General features: G+C 40.8%; 21 protein-coding genes. 6 read left to right on the top strand and 15 right to left on the bottom strand.

The window, feature by feature from the left end; all coding sequences use genetic code 11:
• Positions 1-6: 6 nt before the first annotated feature.
• Genes AB9H30_RS10345 through AB9H30_RS10330 form a run of 4 tightly spaced genes read left to right on the top strand, consistent with a single transcriptional unit; the run spans position 7 to position 2,513 of the window.
• Entirely contained in the window at positions 7-768 is a 762-nt protein-coding gene (locus AB9H30_RS10345) for a copper resistance protein B (protein ID WP_371194593.1), read from the top strand.
• A gap of 22 nt (positions 769-790) precedes the next feature.
• Complete coding sequence (locus AB9H30_RS10340) at positions 791-1,207, top strand: two pore domain potassium channel family protein (protein ID WP_371194592.1); 417 nt, start codon at positions 791-793, stop codon at positions 1,205-1,207.
• A gap of 14 nt (positions 1,208-1,221) precedes the next feature.
• Positions 1,222-1,731 carry a DUF305 domain-containing protein gene (locus AB9H30_RS10335; RefSeq protein ID WP_371194591.1) on the top strand — a complete coding sequence of 170 codons (510 nt, stop codon included), beginning with the start codon at positions 1,222-1,224 and terminating at the stop codon, positions 1,729-1,731.
• 35 nt (positions 1,732-1,766) lie between these two features.
• A complete protein-coding gene (locus AB9H30_RS10330; protein ID WP_371194590.1) occupies positions 1,767-2,513 on the top strand; it encodes a MauE/DoxX family redox-associated membrane protein in 747 nt (248 codons plus the stop codon).
• A gap of 184 nt (positions 2,514-2,697) precedes the next feature.
• Here the strand turns inward: AB9H30_RS10330 and AB9H30_RS10325 are convergent, their stop codons facing one another.
• From AB9H30_RS10325 to AB9H30_RS10310, 4 genes are all read right to left on the bottom strand, one after another.
• Entirely contained in the window at positions 2,698-3,501 is an 804-nt protein-coding gene (locus AB9H30_RS10325) for a competence protein CoiA (RefSeq protein WP_371194589.1), read from the bottom strand.
• A gap of 224 nt (positions 3,502-3,725) precedes the next feature.
• Positions 3,726-4,433: an adenylate/guanylate cyclase domain-containing protein gene (locus tag AB9H30_RS10320; protein WP_371194588.1), complete on the bottom strand. Its 708-nt coding sequence runs from the start codon at positions 4,431-4,433 to the stop codon at positions 3,726-3,728.
• Positions 4,434-4,570: 137 nt separating this feature from the next.
• Positions 4,571-5,440 carry a cyclic nucleotide-binding domain-containing protein gene (locus AB9H30_RS10315; protein WP_371194587.1) on the bottom strand — a complete coding sequence of 290 codons (870 nt, stop codon included), beginning with the start codon at positions 5,438-5,440 and terminating at the stop codon, positions 4,571-4,573.
• Positions 5,422-6,300: a WYL domain-containing protein gene (locus AB9H30_RS10310; protein WP_371194586.1), complete on the bottom strand. Its 879-nt coding sequence runs from the start codon at positions 6,298-6,300 to the stop codon at positions 5,422-5,424. Before AB9H30_RS10310 ends, AB9H30_RS10315 begins: the two co-directional genes overlap by 19 nt.
• A gap of 124 nt (positions 6,301-6,424) precedes the next feature.
• Here AB9H30_RS10310 and AB9H30_RS10305 point away from each other — a divergent pair, with 124 nt between their 5' ends.
• The gene (locus AB9H30_RS10305; protein ID WP_371194585.1) at positions 6,425-8,029 is read left to right on the top strand and encodes a hypothetical protein; all 1,605 of its coding nucleotides are present in this window, start codon (positions 6,425-6,427) and stop codon (positions 8,027-8,029) included.
• Positions 8,026-8,817, top strand: coding sequence for an E2 domain-containing protein (locus AB9H30_RS10300; protein ID WP_371194584.1), 792 nt, complete (start codon positions 8,026-8,028; stop codon positions 8,815-8,817). Before AB9H30_RS10305 ends, AB9H30_RS10300 begins: the two co-directional genes overlap by 4 nt.
• An 842-nt stretch (positions 8,818-9,659) precedes the next feature.
• Here AB9H30_RS10300 and AB9H30_RS10295 read toward each other — a convergent pair.
• The 11 genes from AB9H30_RS10295 to AB9H30_RS10245 all read right to left on the bottom strand — a co-directional run bounded on the left by AB9H30_RS10295 (position 9,660) and on the right by AB9H30_RS10245 (position 17,769).
• Positions 9,660-10,559 (bottom strand): DMT family transporter, encoded by a 900-nt coding sequence (locus tag AB9H30_RS10295; RefSeq protein WP_371194583.1) that lies wholly within the window; start codon positions 10,557-10,559, stop codon positions 9,660-9,662.
• A 27-nt stretch (positions 10,560-10,586) separates the two neighbouring features.
• Positions 10,587-10,955: a cation transporter gene (locus AB9H30_RS10290; protein WP_371194582.1), complete on the bottom strand. Its 369-nt coding sequence runs from the start codon at positions 10,953-10,955 to the stop codon at positions 10,587-10,589.
• Positions 10,956-10,997: 42 nt separating this feature from the next.
• The gene (locus tag AB9H30_RS10285) at positions 10,998-11,645 is read right to left on the bottom strand and encodes an isoprenylcysteine carboxylmethyltransferase family protein (protein WP_371194581.1); all 648 of its coding nucleotides are present in this window, start codon (positions 11,643-11,645) and stop codon (positions 10,998-11,000) included.
• Between the two features lie 55 nt (positions 11,646-11,700).
• On the bottom strand, positions 11,701-11,961 hold the full coding sequence (locus tag AB9H30_RS10280) for a DUF5676 family membrane protein (RefSeq protein ID WP_371194580.1): 261 nt from the start codon (positions 11,959-11,961) through the stop codon (positions 11,701-11,703).
• Entirely contained in the window at positions 11,958-12,245 is a 288-nt protein-coding gene (locus AB9H30_RS10275; RefSeq protein ID WP_371194579.1) for a YHS domain-containing protein, read from the bottom strand. The genes AB9H30_RS10280 and AB9H30_RS10275 overlap by 4 nt, the downstream gene beginning before the upstream one ends.
• A gap of 84 nt (positions 12,246-12,329) precedes the next feature.
• A complete protein-coding gene (locus AB9H30_RS10270) occupies positions 12,330-12,683 on the bottom strand; it encodes a cupredoxin domain-containing protein (protein ID WP_371194578.1) in 354 nt (117 codons plus the stop codon).
• 12 nt (positions 12,684-12,695) lie between these two features.
• A complete protein-coding gene (locus AB9H30_RS10265) occupies positions 12,696-15,077 on the bottom strand; it encodes a copper-translocating P-type ATPase (protein ID WP_371194577.1) in 2,382 nt (793 codons plus the stop codon).
• Positions 15,078-15,110: 33 nt separating this feature from the next.
• Positions 15,111-15,551 carry a MerR family DNA-binding protein gene (locus AB9H30_RS10260; RefSeq protein ID WP_371194576.1) on the bottom strand — a complete coding sequence of 147 codons (441 nt, stop codon included), beginning with the start codon at positions 15,549-15,551 and terminating at the stop codon, positions 15,111-15,113.
• Between the two features lie 297 nt (positions 15,552-15,848).
• Positions 15,849-16,334, bottom strand: coding sequence for a DUF4440 domain-containing protein (locus AB9H30_RS10255; RefSeq protein ID WP_371194575.1), 486 nt, complete (start codon positions 16,332-16,334; stop codon positions 15,849-15,851).
• Between the two features lie 53 nt (positions 16,335-16,387).
• Complete coding sequence (locus AB9H30_RS10250) at positions 16,388-17,323, bottom strand: copper resistance D family protein (RefSeq protein WP_371194574.1); 936 nt, start codon at positions 17,321-17,323, stop codon at positions 16,388-16,390.
• Between the two features lie 5 nt (positions 17,324-17,328).
• Complete coding sequence (locus AB9H30_RS10245) at positions 17,329-17,769, bottom strand: copper resistance protein CopC (RefSeq protein ID WP_371194573.1); 441 nt, start codon at positions 17,767-17,769, stop codon at positions 17,329-17,331.
• Positions 17,770-17,782: the final 13 nt, after the last annotated feature.

Below are 17,782 nucleotides of genomic sequence, written 5' to 3'. Positions count from 1 at the left end.
ATGACTATGAAACGTATAAATGTAATTAATCTATCTCTAATAGCCTCATGCCTAAGCACCCTACTTTCAAGCGCTCATGCACAAGAGACACCCGACGATTGGCCTGATCCAGTTGCAGAATATTACACCGGTAGCATATTGTTTGACCGCTTCGAATACACCCGCACCGACGATGAAGAAAATATTGGCGTATGGGATATGGTTGGCTGGTACGGCGGCGATACCTATCGTGTTTATTTCAAAAGTGAAGGTGAAAATAAACAAGACGACGGCGAGCCGACTGACATTGAACGCGCAGAAATACTTGCTAGTAAGTTGATAGCTCCGTTCTGGGAGCTACAGGCCGGATTGGGAACACGGGGCACATTAAGCAGTGAATCCAATATGGAAAATTATGCGGTGATCAGCCTTTACGGTGTGGCACCTTATCAATTTGAAATGGATAACTCATTGATGATTAATGAAGACGGTGACATCAATTTTGCAATGGAAGCGGAATATGAAATAAGAGTCACTCAAGTCTCTTATCTGCAGCCTCGTTTAGCTATTAGTGCCTCACTATCGGAATCTGAGCGATTTGATCGTCAATCAGGCTTTAATTCAATTCGACTAGGGCTTCGTTACCGTTACGAATTCTCGCGTGAATTTGCGCCTTATGTAGGCATGTATTGGAGTAAGACCCTAGGTAATAGCGCGGATGCAGCTGAGCGTAAAGGTGAATCGACAAATGAAACTGGGCTCGTGCTTGGCGCCCGATTTTGGTTTTAACAAAGATAGGTAGAATAAACAAATGGAAGTCTTTACCCAACTTTTGATTGCAATTATGGCGGTCGGCATTACTACCGCCAGTCATTACTCTTTCCTAAATCGCCTTAAAAAGTGGATGAACAAGACGAGACTACCGCCTGTTCTAACCCTTCTCGGCGTGGTTTATGGAATAACGTTGAGTCAGTTAATCGCGGCTCTTTGGTTTGCAATTAGTATTGAAATTTCTATTTATCTTGGATTGGGGGCGTTCAAGGGTGAAGTGTTCGTTACTTTTATTGAAACGTTTTACTTCTCTCTTATCAACCTTACGACATTAGGAATGGCCCCAGTTGAGCCAACCGGGCATTTGTACCTGCTTGCAGGTCTTGAAGCCATGACCGGTTTTTTGCTGGTTAGTTGTTCAGCCTCTCTTATTTTTAAAACAATGAATAAGCAATAAATATAGGACTTATTATGACTAAATATACAAAATTTTTCGCAATGATCTTTACTTCAACAGCTGCAATGTTGTTCATGATGTACTTTAACACCTTCGCATTTGACCATGTGTTTTTTAGTGAAACACGCTTATACATGGCGATTTACATGGGGGCAATAATGGCGATTATTATGTTGTTATTTATGTTGAATATGTATGAAAACAAGTCAAAGAATACAATGATATTGCTGGGCAGCGCTGCCGTTTTTGCAATCTCATTGTTTCTCGTTCGTTCACAAACAACGGTAGCTGACTCCTCTTGGATGAAAGCAATGATACCTCATCATTCCATCGCTATATTGACCAGCACTAGAGCAAATATCGACGACCCGCGCGTAAAGACCTTGGCAAGCGAAATTATCAAAGCGCAAGAAAGAGAAATTAAAGAAATGAAGTGGCTTCTTGAAGATATAGAAAAAAATGGTATCGCCGCTTCAGACGATGAGGCATTAAGAAGAGCCGTACCTGATTTTAGCGCAGAATAATCATCTATTACTTAGACTGACATAAGGACTCCAAAATGAAAAATACAGCACAGCTATATCGAATGCACACTGACGAACACATCTGCCCGTATGGGCTGCGATCAAAAGACCTCCTTGAACGAAAAGGCTTTGAGGTACAAGACTATAAATTGACGTCACGAGAAGAAACTGACAAGTTTAAAGAAAAACACGATGTAAAGACCACCCCGCAGGCTTTTATAGACGATAAGCAAATTGGCGGTTATGACGATCTTAGAGAGTACTTTGACATGGGGCCTGCGGGTCAAACAGGCACTACTTATACGCCTGTGTTGGCCATTTTTGCAGTCGCCTTCTTAATGAGCTTAGCGACTAGTTTTGCATACACAGCCGAGTTTAACTTGATAAAAGTAGTTGAGTTATTCGTTGCCTACAGCATGACCATATTGGCCATTCAAAAACTGCGTGACCTATATACATTTTCTAACTCATTTATTACCTATGACCTGCTAGCCATGCGCAATATTAGATATGCCTATATCTATCCATTTGCGGAGGCCTTTGCCGGTATTGGGATGCTAGCGGCGATATCAGGTTATATTGTTGGTCCAGTTTCCCTCTTTATTGGCACTGTGGGCGCTATTTCAGTATTTAAAGCCGTTTATATCGACAAAAGAGACCTTAAGTGCGCTTGCGTTGGTGGCGATAGTAATGTGCCACTTGGGTTCGTTTCACTGACAGAAAACGTATTCATGATTGGTGCAGGTGCCTGGATGTTGTACTTAGCACTTTGGGTATCCTAGTATAAGTCCTAGAACATCGAAGCCGATAATCGATGCTCAATTTTTTAATGCATGATGTAGCCGTGCATTAAGTGGATTTGGAAAAAAATATCTTTGAGATGCCGATAGCAAAAATCACTAACTAATCGCCCCCAACTTCGCCTTTGGTGAGAACGTTTTTTCGGACTATTTATTTTCGATATCTTCACCACCATTTTTTAAGCTTATCGAGATAAACCCTGGATTGTGGGGTATAGACGGTACCGCTAGTCCGTGCTTTTTTGTAGTGTGGATTAAAATCAGTCGCTAGGTTTAAGAATGTACCTAAAGATGGCGTTCTATAACGCTTAGAATATTTATAATAGCCGCCCGCTGATTGCTCCTCACCAGATTCACTGTACCAACTTGATGACTCGACATAATTTTGAAATTCAGCAAAATGAACAGGTGCAATCGTCAAATCTGCAACCCAATAATACACCCGACCATAATATGTAGCATGACACCATTTTTCCCATGCTTTACGGCTATATTTTTTCTCACCTAATTTTTTGTTAAACAACGCTAACCATAAAACGTTAATTCCCAGTTTCTCATATGCTGAGGTTCGGGCGGTTATTTCATTTACACTTAAGTTGCTTCTTTGAATTTCAATTGCCACTGGCACGTTATTTATTAAGCAATAGACATCAGCGATAACTGCACCAAAATCAGCTTCAACATCTAAATTTGTTACATGGGTATATTTTGAAAGTGAATTGTAAATAGATTCTTTACACATTCGGTGAGCATCAGACTCACCTTCTCCTCTTTGGCAATGGTATGGTGGTTTGTGTGCAAAATGATGTACTTTTATTCTTCCTTTTCGCAGAACAAGCTCATGTTTACATCCTGGGCAATTGAATGGACCGTGCTCCTTCTCGCTGTAACTTGCGAACACTTTTAAGTTGTCTTGGAATCTTATTCCACAAAGCATCAATGTTTCTCCCAGCGTCATTTTAATGTTCATATAGTACGCGAACAACCGCAATAAACTCTGGCCTGATACACGCTATCTGTCAATAGCCGATTATGCACCGCGCTTTAAAAAGAGTATTGCGCCTATAAACCATCTGGTAAAGAATCTATGGCTGAGTATACTTAACATCAACGATTTACAAGCTCAATAATAATCCTATTATGATCGCACCCGAAGATAAATAGCACGAAGTCGTTGTCGCCCAGCCAATCCAATTACGGTTCCCAATACCACGTTGACCTATAAATATTTAGTTTGTCATCCAGAAAATTCCAAGTTCTTTTCTCCCACATATTTTTTCCATTTGCGTATATAGATTCCTTATTCAGACGATTGTATACAGAAGCTGTAATAAAAGAGTGATTAGGAGATTCACGAATATCACTTAGCTTTGCTGCAAGGTTAGCTGCTCGACCAATCCAAATTAGATCATTTTCTCCTCGAACACCACCACGGACAGCAAGCACAGTTCCTGTATCTACACCAACGCCATGCTCAATTTTGAAAGTTGCATTTTTCACTGAATTGTATTTCGCTTCGAATTTAGGCCTAATGATTTCACTAACAGCGTAATTAATATTTAAAGCACATTTTACAGCGGATGAGTTCTTACCGGCACCATAGAATACACCAAGGATTCTATCGCCATCGAAACTTACAACACTACCTCCGTTCAATTTAACTAGCTTCACAGATGTCATTAGAAATGATTTGATGATTTTAGCTGCTATCCTTCGATCTAATTCTTTTGCAATTTTTGAAGAATTGGCAAGGTCTGCATAAAGAAATGTTGCATCTAGTTCAACAGCCCCTCCCGCCAAAGCCATTCCTGTAGTTGTAGGGACTTTTTGGCCAGTTCGCTTATTCCATTCAGTATTGACGATTGTTTGCACGTCATTGATTAACTCGTCTATATTGGTCAACTACAAATTCCCGTGTAAATAAAAAAACGGTCTTCGCGCAAGGAATTGCGCCTACGAATAAACTGCTTATGTACTCATGAATACAAAGTAAATTTACTATTTAGAATCTAAGCTTGTTTTTGGCTGAACTTCATCGCTCATTTACCATCGAACTTACCATCTCGATAGGCTGCCAATAAACATAATAATAGTAATCCTAATATTGAAAATGCGAACTCAGTTGTACTAAAGTTCGGGCCAATGTTAACGTTGAGAGAGAATGGTAAAGTTATTTCTTTTAACTCAAACGCCACACTTGATATTTTATAAAAAACCAACGTTACCATGCTATATGCTGACAATTGGAATATTCTTCTATAGGCAAATAGAGGGTTTGACAGCATTAGTAAGACGAACGCTGCTGAAGCACTGACCAACGAAACTACTGCTATAGTTGTTACTGATAATCCATATTGCCACGATAGAATGCCTGAACCACAACCAATAAGAGCTGACACAATTGCACAAATACCAAACCAACTAAATTCTTCTTTCTCCCACATACTTAATTGTCTTATTTTTCTACGATAAGATATTTCAGTTTCGTCGCTTAGCCGAACGCTAAACTGCGGAAATTCTTTTTGTATTGTGCGAAAGGTGGAACTTGTTATTTTGGCGCAGATGAGTGTATTACTTTTTACTACTACATCAGCGCTTCTTAATTCACCTGCTTTATTAGCAGCCATCTCACCAACGGTTGAAGGTGAAGATTTTTTGTCAATAACCCGTTTGCCAGATATAATTTCCACATCTCCAGCGAGTATGAAATAAACATCGTCGTCATCTGCCCCCTCGGTAATTACAAAGTCTCCTTTGGAGTATTCAATCAAGCTATGATTCTCAATGACAAAAGACACTATTGCATCATCATTACCAATAAGACCATTTCTTAAAAGCGTGCTCTTAAGTCGATTGTGTTCACCCTTTGCTTTAAAGGCGGCCAAAGTATCTATCTGCGATCTAGCCAACTTTCTACCTCTTCAAAGTTTTTAATTTTCAAACTAAAGCTACTTTTATTCACCATCGTTTTTCCAATTGGTGCGCTAGGGTTAAAACCGTAATGTCTCAACATATAGTAGACCATTGCTTTTCGAGTGCGAACATTTAGCATGCCGTCCTTCATATCGTACTCATATGCTAGTTGTGCGCATCGCTCCTTATCGAATTCCTTCTCATCTGGTTCAAGTACGATATTAACTTTTAAATTCCAAGCTTCATCTTTCGGAGGCTTTTCTGCTGGCGAAGAGATTAACTCTAGCTCTTGAAGCCTTGACATCACGAAGTCTGAGTACCTTTGTTTTTCGAAGTGATATGCACGTACGTGCCAGCGATGGCCATCACTAACGATCGCAGAGGGTAAAAGCGTTCTAAAGTTATCATTGCCAGAACTCATAGATAAATACCGAGCTTTGAGACTATGCTTTTTCTTAATAGCTTCAGTAACTTTCTTAAGTATTTTGGGCGATAGTTTACGAGGAGCCGCAGACACTGTCTCAAATTCGGGGATAGATTGAATCCAGATCTCATCTTTCGTGCGGAATTCATTAGCAAGCATTTGAAGATGCATGAAGTATTCGGAAGCTTTTCCTGAAATTAGCTTTGATTTAAATTTTGGTGAAACAACGTAAGTCCGCTTCCTCGGATCATAGTGAATATTATCAGGGTATGCATCGGCATAAGACGTCAAGTCTTTTGTAGCTTGCTGTGGCGATATTGAAAATAACTCTTGAAGCTGCGGGCGACCAATCTCTCCCTCCCATGCTAAGCAAAACTCAATGAATTCATAGCGCCGCCGAATATTTATTTTTAGTTTGTTTAAACTTTCCAAGACCACCTCCAATTTTCACTTATAATAACAGCTTGACATTTTATAAGAAAGCCCTATTTTATAGGATAACCTTAAAAAGTAATTTTTACATAGATAAGTATCGTAAACAGTTAACGGAGTTGTTATGTCTTGGCATCAAAGTACCGCGCGTAAACGCATCGAAAAATTAATTAGCGATGCTCCACATATTGAGGTGGAAAAGTTTAATGATGATTACCTCCCCTTATACAAGCAGAACATGATAAAAAATGATGCTTTGGGTAATGCCAGAACGCCTCCACTATTTGGCTTACCGCTGGGTAAAGCTATTGTTGTTGATACAGTTCAAGTGTACGTCAACATCGTAAATTATGATGACTATAAGATTGATGATGGACAAGAAACTGAAGCGGCACATGCAAAAGCTTTGAAATTTCTTCACTTTCATTATAGTGCATGTGACCGAGTCATGGAAACCAGCGCCGCACAACGAGTAGATTTTCATGATGGAAGAATGCACGCTGTTATTATCGATACCACAGGCGAAGGTGTAACAGATAAAACTATAGCTGACGCATTTGCGTTCATCCGTGATTTACGTTGGGTTGCAAATCAAGCCAATAACCGCCTTGCGAAAAACAGATTTACCGCCAAATTTAGGGTTGGGGTAGATATTGGACCTTGCGTCGCAATCAATAACGGTACTGGAACTGAGCAAGAGCCAATGTTTCTTGGAAGTCCAGCGAACCATGCCGCAAAGTTAGCATGCGGCGATGAAGCAGGAATCTATGTTTCAGATAAAGTCCGTTTAAAGTTTAACATAGTTGGTTTAGGGGACTCAGAAGCGTTAAAGCGCCTCGACGAATCGGTTTTTGAGAATATAGTTATGACGAAAAACCTAACCGAAGGGCTTCAGTTTAATGAAGAACAAGTGCCACGTGGGCTTGATGATATTCTTAGCAATTGGAATAGAGATATTATTAATGGGAACTTTCCAAATCCTACCAACCCAAATTTTGCTTTCGGCTACAAAGAGCCGCCACTCAAAGAAATAGATTTTGCAGATTTAATGCCGAGTAATTCCATCAGAATGCCTTTGGCGTCATTATTCGCAGATCTGTCTGGATTTACAAACTATGTCGACAACTCGATTGCGAAGGGTGAAATAGCAGATGCAGTCAAAGCACTGTATGTTATTCGTCAAGAATTACAGCATGTACTCGAAGATGACTTTGGTGGACGAAAAGTTCGGTTTATTGGTGACTGTATACATGGCCTAATCGCTATTGGCACCAAAGACGCCATCGACCCTTCGAAAACTATAATTAATACTGCCGCGTGCGCAGGTGGATTAAGAGATTCTTTTGAATTATGCCAGATGCTTTTAAGAAATATTCACCAATTAGGTCTTGCTATTGGAGTAGAATACGGTGAAACACCTATATCCCGAATTGGTATCAGAGGTGATAGATCAGTGCGTATTGCTTCAAGTTTAGCAACTACAAAATCAGAGCGACTTCAGCAAGAATGTGGCCTAAATGATACAAAATTTGGACCTAATGCATTGCACATTATGCCCGCGTCGCTCATTGACTTAATAGATCACAACGGTTTAACTGCAAACCTAAGCTATGACGATGTCGTCGACGGCAGCGTGATGGGCGATCTAGTAGATTTGACCGCTCCTTATAATAAAACGCTGTCAAACAGGCCAGTTGAAAAACCAAGAGCACACGCTAAATTAAAATGACATCCTTGAATTATCTCGTTGGAGCATTGCCAAAATGGGCGTCTATTGTAAAAAAAACAGAGGACAGCATAGAAATTGAGGCGACTAGCCCCAAAAAAAGCGGAAAGACCGGTGTAAAGTACTATCTAGTAATTTGTATAAACCATGGAGCCATGTTAGTAGTTTCCGAGATTTCAAATAAAAACCACTTACCCAACTGTTGCTTAGAGCGTCACATAAATACGGACGGGAGCTTCTGCTTATATCTTAATTCAACAAATCTTATAGGCTCCATCGAGAACGCGCTTTATTGGTGGAACGCGTTAGGCGATTACTTAAACAACCAAGATTATGCAACTAAGTATGGCCAATGGCCTCTTGCCAAAGGTTTATGCCATGGAGACGCAGCTTTTTTACAGCTTAAAATGGAAAAAACAGTCTCTGAATTGGGGTGGGAAGACGAATTGCGACTTTCATGGTTTAGAGGTCAAGGGTGGTTGTCTGGTACACTAATGCGTCCAAATAAACGCAATACCGGCTTCGTAAACTCTAGTTCTCCTTGCATTCGGGGTTGTAAACAACTCCACTCACCATACAAAAAATTATCCTGCTCGAATAGCGCTTGTCGAACTGACTGCAATAAATTACATAAGCCTATACTCCGTTCAAGCTGCCCGAATAAAGATGTGGTTGATGAATTGAACAGACTGGAGATAGTAAGAAGGCAGTTAGAAAATGATTATATAAATGAAGTAAAAAAGTTGGACGTAGAGTGTTGTGGCACTATGAAGAATTGTTCTCTCAAATAAAAATAATTTTTGATTACTATAATAGTCCGATATGTCAGTTCCAAGCTTAATTCATTTCCTACATGCAAAATATTTTGTTTATTAAACAAAATATATACGCATATATTTTGCACTGGAATATTGCCCACAATGCAATAACATTAAATTTTAAGTATAAGACAGATTAGCACTATACGCTACCCATCGTGACGGCTGTCTTTTTGACTAGATTGATTTGTTTAAATGTCGAATTGTTGAAGTTTTTATATGACGTATTGGCCTTCAACATCATGCGTATATAGCCATTGGTACTGGAATTGGGCAATTGGGATGCCAGTGCTCCCACCATGTAATAGTGTGTTTATTTCACTCTTGCAGTAAAGGTAGTCTATGCCCCAAAGTTGAAGTCACGCTGAATATTGAAGTCGTAATCTTCATCAGGTGTCGCACGCAATGGTGGTAATAGCGTTGTTTGTTTAGAAGTAGGATATTTTTTATCTAAATGTGCCAGTATTTTTTGGATAACGTCACTGTCTCTAATGCAAGCTATAATGTTTACATTGTGTTTCTCGCATTTTTCGCATTCGTTGATGTCAATATTGAATACTCGTTCTAACTAGCCGGTCAACGGGCGTTGAGCCAACGTCATTGATCCGCGGTTTTTCAGAATCGCATTTTAATTTGCTTGTGGATGCACTAGGCCGGTCAGCTAGCATCGGTACGTACCTCCAAACTCATTGAGCAGAACAAATTTAGGCCCTTCTTTTGAAAACATGACCACGTTGATTTTTTAATGCTTTAAGATTCAATCTCCCCAACTTCATAGGGCTCTTTATGTTTCTTACCGGGCAAGTTCATAGCGTTCAATTTAATGCACGTTTTGTGGTTGAATTAAGTGAAATATAGCCAACAGCCAAAGCGATAATGACAATGCCTGTCCATTGCCAAAAAGTTAAGCTTTCATCGAAATAAAACCAACCCAGATATAGGCCAAATACCGGCGTTAAAAAACTATACATATTAAGATGATACAAAGGTGCTTTGTCCATTAACCAAAACCAGATAAGAAATGGAAGCGCGGTGCCGGGTATCGCAAGCAAGGTGACAACACTGGGATATACTATCGATTCAACTATCGGGTCAACCACGCTTGTATTGGTCACGTGTGCCTGATAAAAACTAAAAATTCCTAACGGTATGGCACCAATCAACAGTTGAAAGCCCGTGGCATAATAAATATCCACTTTACTTGCGATTAATTTAAGTAATATGTTACTTACCGCAATACCACTTGCTGCTATCAAAATATAAATAACACCATAAACAGACTGTCCATTGTTACTCCAAAGAGATTCACTCCCGATCATCGCAATCCCAGCAAAGCCAATAGCCATAGCTAAGGCTACGCTTTTGTTCATGTGTTCTTTTAGAATGAACCAACCAAGGATCCCTGCAATCAAAGGTTGCGTGTTAGTTAGCACAGTAGCCAAACCGGGAGAAATTAAGCTGGCGGAATAGAACATACCCCAAAATCCTATACTGGTAGCCGAAATACCTATAGCGATAATAAAAAGCCATTGTCGCCGATTGTTAGGGAGTGGTCTTTTTAGTAATAAGGCAATGAATACCAGAAATAGGCCTGCAATGACAGAACGATAAAAAGCGGTAAGCATAACCGGTGCATAGTCTAATGTTAAAAAAATTAAGGGATAACAACTTGCCCAAGATAACATTACACTAACTGCACCAATTTGAATTTTCACTTTTGGTTGACCATAAATAACACCGAACTAACGCTTTTTTCGACTACCTGGTGGTAATGAATGACAACTCCACGGCTTGTGCTTAGCGTTTTCTCTGATGTTTTCATCAACAAATTGATAGTAACCCTCTTTGAAATTTGTCCACCAATCATGAGATATATCACCGCCGTTTATCTTCACGATGTTTTCTATACCATCAAGGTCACAATGGGTTGCGTCATAGCCTATGTGTAAAATCTGCTTATTACTTTCAAAAGAAACAGCGTCGACACCAAACGCGGCATCGATATCACGAATAATGGCGCTAATTTTAGCGTCATCGACGTTCGTCAACTTAAGATGGCGAAGCACTAAATTCGCCTCTGACACCCCTACTCTGTGGTCTAAGTCGCTCAAGAGATATTTTCTCCTCTTTTGTCTATACTCAAAATCTAACCGCTACATTTTTGCTTGCTTAACAAATGACTTCCATTGCTCTATGCGTGGAATAAACATTGGCACTTGTGCTTTGTAAGCCAAATATTTAGTACCAAATTCAGCAATCACTTTTTTCTCTTCACGCAAAGACAGACGGTAATAAATAAAAACAATTATTGGAAATAGTGCCACTGAAAACAATGTGGGCCAATGCACAACGCCTTCGCCAAATAGGGCAATAAACAAACCAGTGTATTGAGGATGCCGTGCCAATGCATATAAGCCATCGGTCACTAGTTTGTTTTCTTGTCGCGCTTTATATACTTGACGCCAACCTTGAAAAAACAGGCCGATACCCAAGAACAATAAAATGTATCCCAAGACCATTGATATCATCATACCTGTCTCTCCCATATCTAAAAGAGACGACCACAAATTGGCATTGAGTCCTGTTTTATCAAGGCCTCCAAAGCGAGCCAAGAGATAAATAGTCAAAGGAAAGCCATACATTTCTGCATACAAAGCAATTATAAAAGCTTGCACAACTCCCGCACCGGCCCACTCGTGCCATGATGACGGTGCCATATATTTATAAAGGTACCAAGACGCAGCGACTATCATAATTAGCGCTAAAATCCATATCCCTGAATGTGCTATTGGTTCGTTCATAAATCCATCTCCGCTCGTGAAAAGTCAAAACGCCTAGTAATGCTGTGTTGCAGTGCTATTTCGCTTTGCTACCAAAAAAATTATACAAAGGCACCCAAATAAGGGTGATGAACCAACCATACATATAGCTCTCTTCTAACCCTAAAAAGAAACTCTGCCAGCTTAGCCACTCAAAACCAGGCAACAAGGGTTGCCAAGCTTCATACATGGTATTTTGTGGAAACAACAGGCCGAATACGACGCAAAGCATAAAACTGATGCTAATAAACAGACTACTCGCATGACCAAAGGCCATTAAGGATATTTTATGCGTCATGATACCGCTCCTGCATTATTCAAGGAGTCGATATACTTTTCGGGATGTTGGTCAAACTCATCAAGACATTGCCTTGAGCAAAAGCGATACAGCTTTCCCTCGTGCACTTTTCCATAACCTTTTTTTGACTCCACAATTTTATTGCAAACGGGATCTATAGTTGGTTCTTCTTCAGTCGAATTTGAGTCTTTGTGATGACCATGAGCCATATGTGCCCCGCAACCAAAGCGCATCATTAGGTAGAAAAAAACCGCAAATATTAAAAATGAAAATACGCCGTCCATTTATCATCTCCTAGTTGAGTTGAGCAATTACGCTCAGTTCTTTTAATGTTTATAGAATTGAAGAATGCTTGTGCATTCTGCGACTCATTCGAAAATCAGCTCACCCACATACATTTTCATCTGGCAGTGAAACGCGTGCCGTCCAGGCTCAGTAGGTGGAATTGTTACATCCACTTTTTTGTTTAAGGTCAAGCTTGCACTGATATCCAAATCTGGAATTTGCAAAGGCTCAGAGCAAGGTGATGAATCTAACCTCGTAAATGTGAGCGTCGCTTTTTGATTGGCTGGCAGTCTAATTTTCGAGGGTTGATACACCCCATCTTTTACCAATATTTCAATAGCACCATCTTGCATGGCGACACTGGCGGATTTATAAATCCAAAACCACCACACAATAAGCGCGATAAGTGCTGCCCCTGCTAAATTTATCCACAACATAATTCAAACCTCCTAGTGGTCTTTTGCCTTAAAAAGACGCAGACGATTGGCGTTAGTTACCACGGTTAATGACGAAAACGCCATGGCTGCACCAGCTATAATGGGACTTAATAACAAACCAAAAAATGGATATAAAACACCGGCCGCTATGGGCACGCCAGCCATGTTGTAAATGAATGCACCAAACAAGTTCTGCTTAATGTTTGTTAAGGTCGCTTTGCTTATAGCTATAGCATCGGCTAAGCCATGCAATGAGCCGCGCATAAGGGTGATATCAGCGCTCTCAATGGCGACATCAGTGCCAGTACCGATAGCGAAACCAACATTGGCATGTGCCAGAGCAGGCGCATCATTAATACCGTCACCGGTCATGCCGACTATTTCGCCCTCTTGTTGCAATTGTGCGACTTTGTTTGCTTTGTCTTCTGGCATGACTTCAGCGACAAACTCCGTGATCCCTACTTTGCTTGCTATTGCTTTTGCTGTTAAGCGATTATCACCAGTCAACATAACAATGCGGATCCCCTTGCTTTGTAGTCGTTTAATGGCTTCAATCGAATCTGGTTTAATGGGGTCAGCAACCGCTATTACGGCCGCCAGTTTATTGTTGATAGCAAAATACATAGGTGTTTTTGCTTCTTGAGCTAGTGCTTGTGCTTTGTCTATGAACGCATCAATGTTAATGCCACGGTCTTTCATTAGCTTTTCGTTACCAAACAATAGCTGACTGTCATCTAATGTAGCTTCAACGCCTTTACCGGCAATTGAGGCAAAAGCACTGACTTTGCGTGCTTCAATACCTTGTTCTTTGGCACTTTCGACAATGGCCATTGACAGTGGATGTTCAGAGCCCGCTTCAATACTCGCAGCAAGCATTAATACATGCTCTCTTTCTTGCCCTTCAGCTAATAAGACATCTGTAACTTTTGGCGCACCTTCGGTAATCGTACCCGTCTTATCAAGGATCATGGTGGTGATTTTGGACGCTGTTTGTAGCGCTTCACCGTTTCGAATTAATACGCCAGCTTCTGCTGCTTTGCCTACCCCCACCATTACTGACATGGGCGTGGCTAAACCCAGTGCACAAGGGCAGGCGATGATCAGCACCGTGGTCGCCGATACAATCGCAAATGCAACGGCTGGAGAAGGGCCAAAGTTTAGCCAAGCTAGTGCACTGAGTACCGCAATAATCATAATTACTGGGACGAAGTATGCTGAAATCACATCCGCTAAGCGACCTATTGGTGGCTTAGAATTTTGCGCTCTTTTCACCATATTGATGATGTGTGCAAGCGCAGTATCTTTACCCACACGCGTCGCTTTAAATATAATTGAACCTGATTTATTAATCGTTCCAGCAACCACTTTGTCGCCTTCGCTTTTCTCAACGGGCATGGGCTCACCCGTTAACATGGATTCATCTACCGCAGTGTGCCCTTCAACCACCAGCCCATCGACGGATATTTTTTCCCCTGGGCGTACTCGAATTAAATCGTTGAGCAATACATCTTCGATAGGTATATCTATATCTTTGTCATCTCTAATTACTCTAGCGGTTTTGGCTTGCAGGCCAATTAATCGTTTAATTGCTTCTGAGGTTTTCCCGCGTGCTTTTATTTCAAGTGCTAAACCGAGGTTAATTAAGCCAATGATCATGGCCGTCGCTTCAAAGTAGACATGACGTGCCATTTGCGGCAATAAGTCTGGCACGGAAACAACTACCATTGAATATATCCACGCGGTGCCAGTACCTAATGCAATTAGGGTATCCATATTAGCTGAATGGTTTTTTAACGAATTCCATGCGCCAATATAAAAATGCTTACCCGAGAAGTACATCACGCCTAGGGTTGCCAAACCCACCATGAACCAGCCAATTCGCTCGCCCGTGGTATTAACCGTCATCTCGCCTATGGTAAGGCCATATATCATCAGTGGCACGCCGAGAGCCAAGGCAATAGTCATGTCTCGCATGAGCTTTTTGTAATACTGCCAATCGGCTTTTTCTTTTTCGTCTAGCGCTTGTTCTTCTGACTCACTGGTATCTACTTTTGCGTTATAACCGGCAATTTCAACTGCTGTAATCAGATTTGAGTCCTTAACGTTGCCAGTAACGATGACGCTGCGTTGTGCGAAGTTCATATCTGCACTTTGCACCCCGTCAACAGCCCGCAATGCTTTTTCAATCTTAGTTACACAGCTAGCACAACTGGCACCATCAATAATTAAATGATGTTCTTCAGTTTTGTTGGATTGAGCATTGGCACTGCTAGGGGTGTCGACCTTCTCTTGCTTAGGCTCGTCTTTAGTAGCTGCTACTTTGCCGCTAGGTGCTTTTTTGTTGCTACAGCATGCGTGTTTAGTCTCACTCGCATCATTGTTTGTATTACTCATCAAACCCTCCGTTTAGAATGGTTACGTGTTCTTTTATGTCTGTACGTTACTGTTTTTTGTGTCGCTTTGTACAAGCTCGAAATCTTCAATTAAATGGCAGATAACGTTGCTACAGGGCGCTTTGTCTGGCATATGATCCCAAGCCTTTATTGCGCTTTGCATTCGGTCTCTCAGCCTCGCCATTTCAATAAACCGTTGTTCAGTTTCTTGCAGCCTTTGTTCAATTAACACTCTTACTGTTGGGCAAGGTGTTTTACCCTCATCAGATTCTGAGAATATTTGTTTTATGTCTTCAATCGAGAAGCCTAAATCGCGAGCACTTAGAATAAAGCGAAGACGACTTTGCTCAGGCGTAGCATAGAATTTATAACCGTTGTTCGATGATTTTGACGGACGCAGTAAACCAATCCTTGTGTAGTATCGAACGGTGTCTTTTTTTACGCCGAATGTGTCTGCTAATTCTGTCACTTGCATTTGGCACTCCTTTTTCATTTGTTTCACGTCTCTGATTCACCAAAACTGCTTTGTGTATAAATTACAACTGAATGGTAAACCTGTGAGCTGCTCACAGGTCAACACCTATTTGTTACCATTTAGCCGGGACAGTATTCAATCAAACCGCGAATTGATACAAAGCTTACTGGGGTGGCTTATAACTTACATGATCTACGTCAATCATTAACGGCAATTGCATTACCATTCAATTACATTTCTGTCATGAAAACAGATGGATAGAAATAGCTTGTGTATAAAACGCCAAGCTATTGGCAATTAATTGGACCAATGTATATGGGTAATTTTCCAAGTATCATTTAACTTCATGAGTGTTATCGTCTCATTGCCTATGCGATCAACATTTTTATCTTTATAGGTACCTTTCACACTGCTTCTAGCTATCGAAATAGCCACGTTGTTGAGTTGGTTTATGTGATGTTCTAGTGAAGTGATTGTCATCGCTTTTAAATATTTCATATCCGATAGCATATGATGACTTGCATACTCTTGTGCGCTTCTCTCAACGCCCTTCCCTTCGAGTATCAATACGTCATCAGCAAGCAAGCTGCGGGCTGTTTGTGCATCACCGGTTTCTAGGGCTTTATGAAAAGCTAACACTGTCTTGCCCGCTGAGGTTTCAAGACCCGAGAACATCTTCGATTTTGCTTCTTTTGCAGTGTCATTTTCATGAGAAAATACTACCCCACTCAAGAGAATAAGAGCGAGCATTGTAATAAACTTAGTTTTAATCATGTGGTTCATAAAGGTACCTTCAATAGATAGTAAATAAAGTAATTGGTTAAGAGTTGAAGCTGCTACATTGCCGGCCCAACTGCTGTTGTGACAATACTGGTGGTAAATAATACGAGCAGGCCAATAACGGCTTCAGCTATAATTGAATGTCGCAGTTTTATAGCTCCCTTGTCTTTTTGGAGTATGTGAGGAACGAGAAAAAACTTATGCGCGATTGCAAAAGCAAGTAGTAATAGCACCCCAACAATTTTCAGTATGAAAAGTTGACCGTAGGCGCTCGAAAAAAGATCCTCAATGTTAGGCACTAGCTGCACTAACATCACTGTGCCTGCAATCAACATGACAGCCACAACCCATGATGCGTAGCGACCAAATCGGTGCATTAATAAATACAGCTCATTGTCATTGAAGCAATAGCTTGCATATAGCAGTGGCACAAGCGATCCAAGCCATGCAAAGGCTATCGCAACATGCAAGGTAATTAGTGTGACACTTCCAAACTCAAGCGTATTGGTATGTCCAGAAAGGGTAAATGAGACGCTAAGCAGAAATATCACTATAAGAGTGAATAGTCCAAAGACAAGTAACTTAGCAGCACTATTAAGTGGATTATGTAACCTTAACGCATAAATCATCATCGCAGCCGCTAAGGCAAACGCTATTGCTCTAACAACGGTTAATGTGCCAACTGAGCTAACCCAAAGCATGTTTAGCATAATGGGTTCAAACATCCCCTTCAAACCAGTCTCGGACATATTCCCCACTTGTACTAAAAAGTCAAAGAGGTTGGCGATAAAGGCAACAGAAATAAATAGAACACCATACTTACTGATGCTTGTTTGCCATTGGCTGACAATAAAGTGTCTATTATTTAATACATCCCGATGGGTAAATATCAGCATCGTTACACTAATACCAATGGCTGCTGATATCCCGAGGTACACCAGAAACTTATTCAGTATAAGTAAAGCTGTCCAAATTTCTGGTGTAATGAACATCTCTCTCAGTGCTCGTTATGCTGTGTATGGTCCATCTTTTTATCTTTCATGTCCTTCATGTCATGCATGTCATGCATATTCTTCATACCTTTCTTTTTGTCCATGGCGTGTACCATAAATGAAAAGTCACCTTTCATTTTATGGCCGTCGTCTCCCATGATCGTCCAAGACACGGTGTAAGTGCTTGGCATTAACACGGGTAGGCTATAAGAAAAGATCTCGCTCGCCTCCATTGATGGCGCAAAGTCTATTGCTACTGGTTCATCCTTGCTATTTGATACAGTTAAGCTGACTAAACGCACTTTCTCTTCAAATGTCACGGCTACTTCCTCTGGGCTTTCCATCAACATGGCATTGTTATTGGGTACTGACGATGCCAAATCGGTATGCGCGAACGCAGACATGCTGGTTATGGCTGCAAATAAAATTGTGATGTACTTTTTCATATTTTTATCTCTC

It is taken from the genome of Glaciecola sp. SC05, assembly GCF_041380235.1.
Lineage (GTDB): Bacteria > Pseudomonadota > Gammaproteobacteria > Enterobacterales > Alteromonadaceae > Glaciecola.
This window is presented reverse-complemented; position numbering and strand designations above follow the sequence as displayed.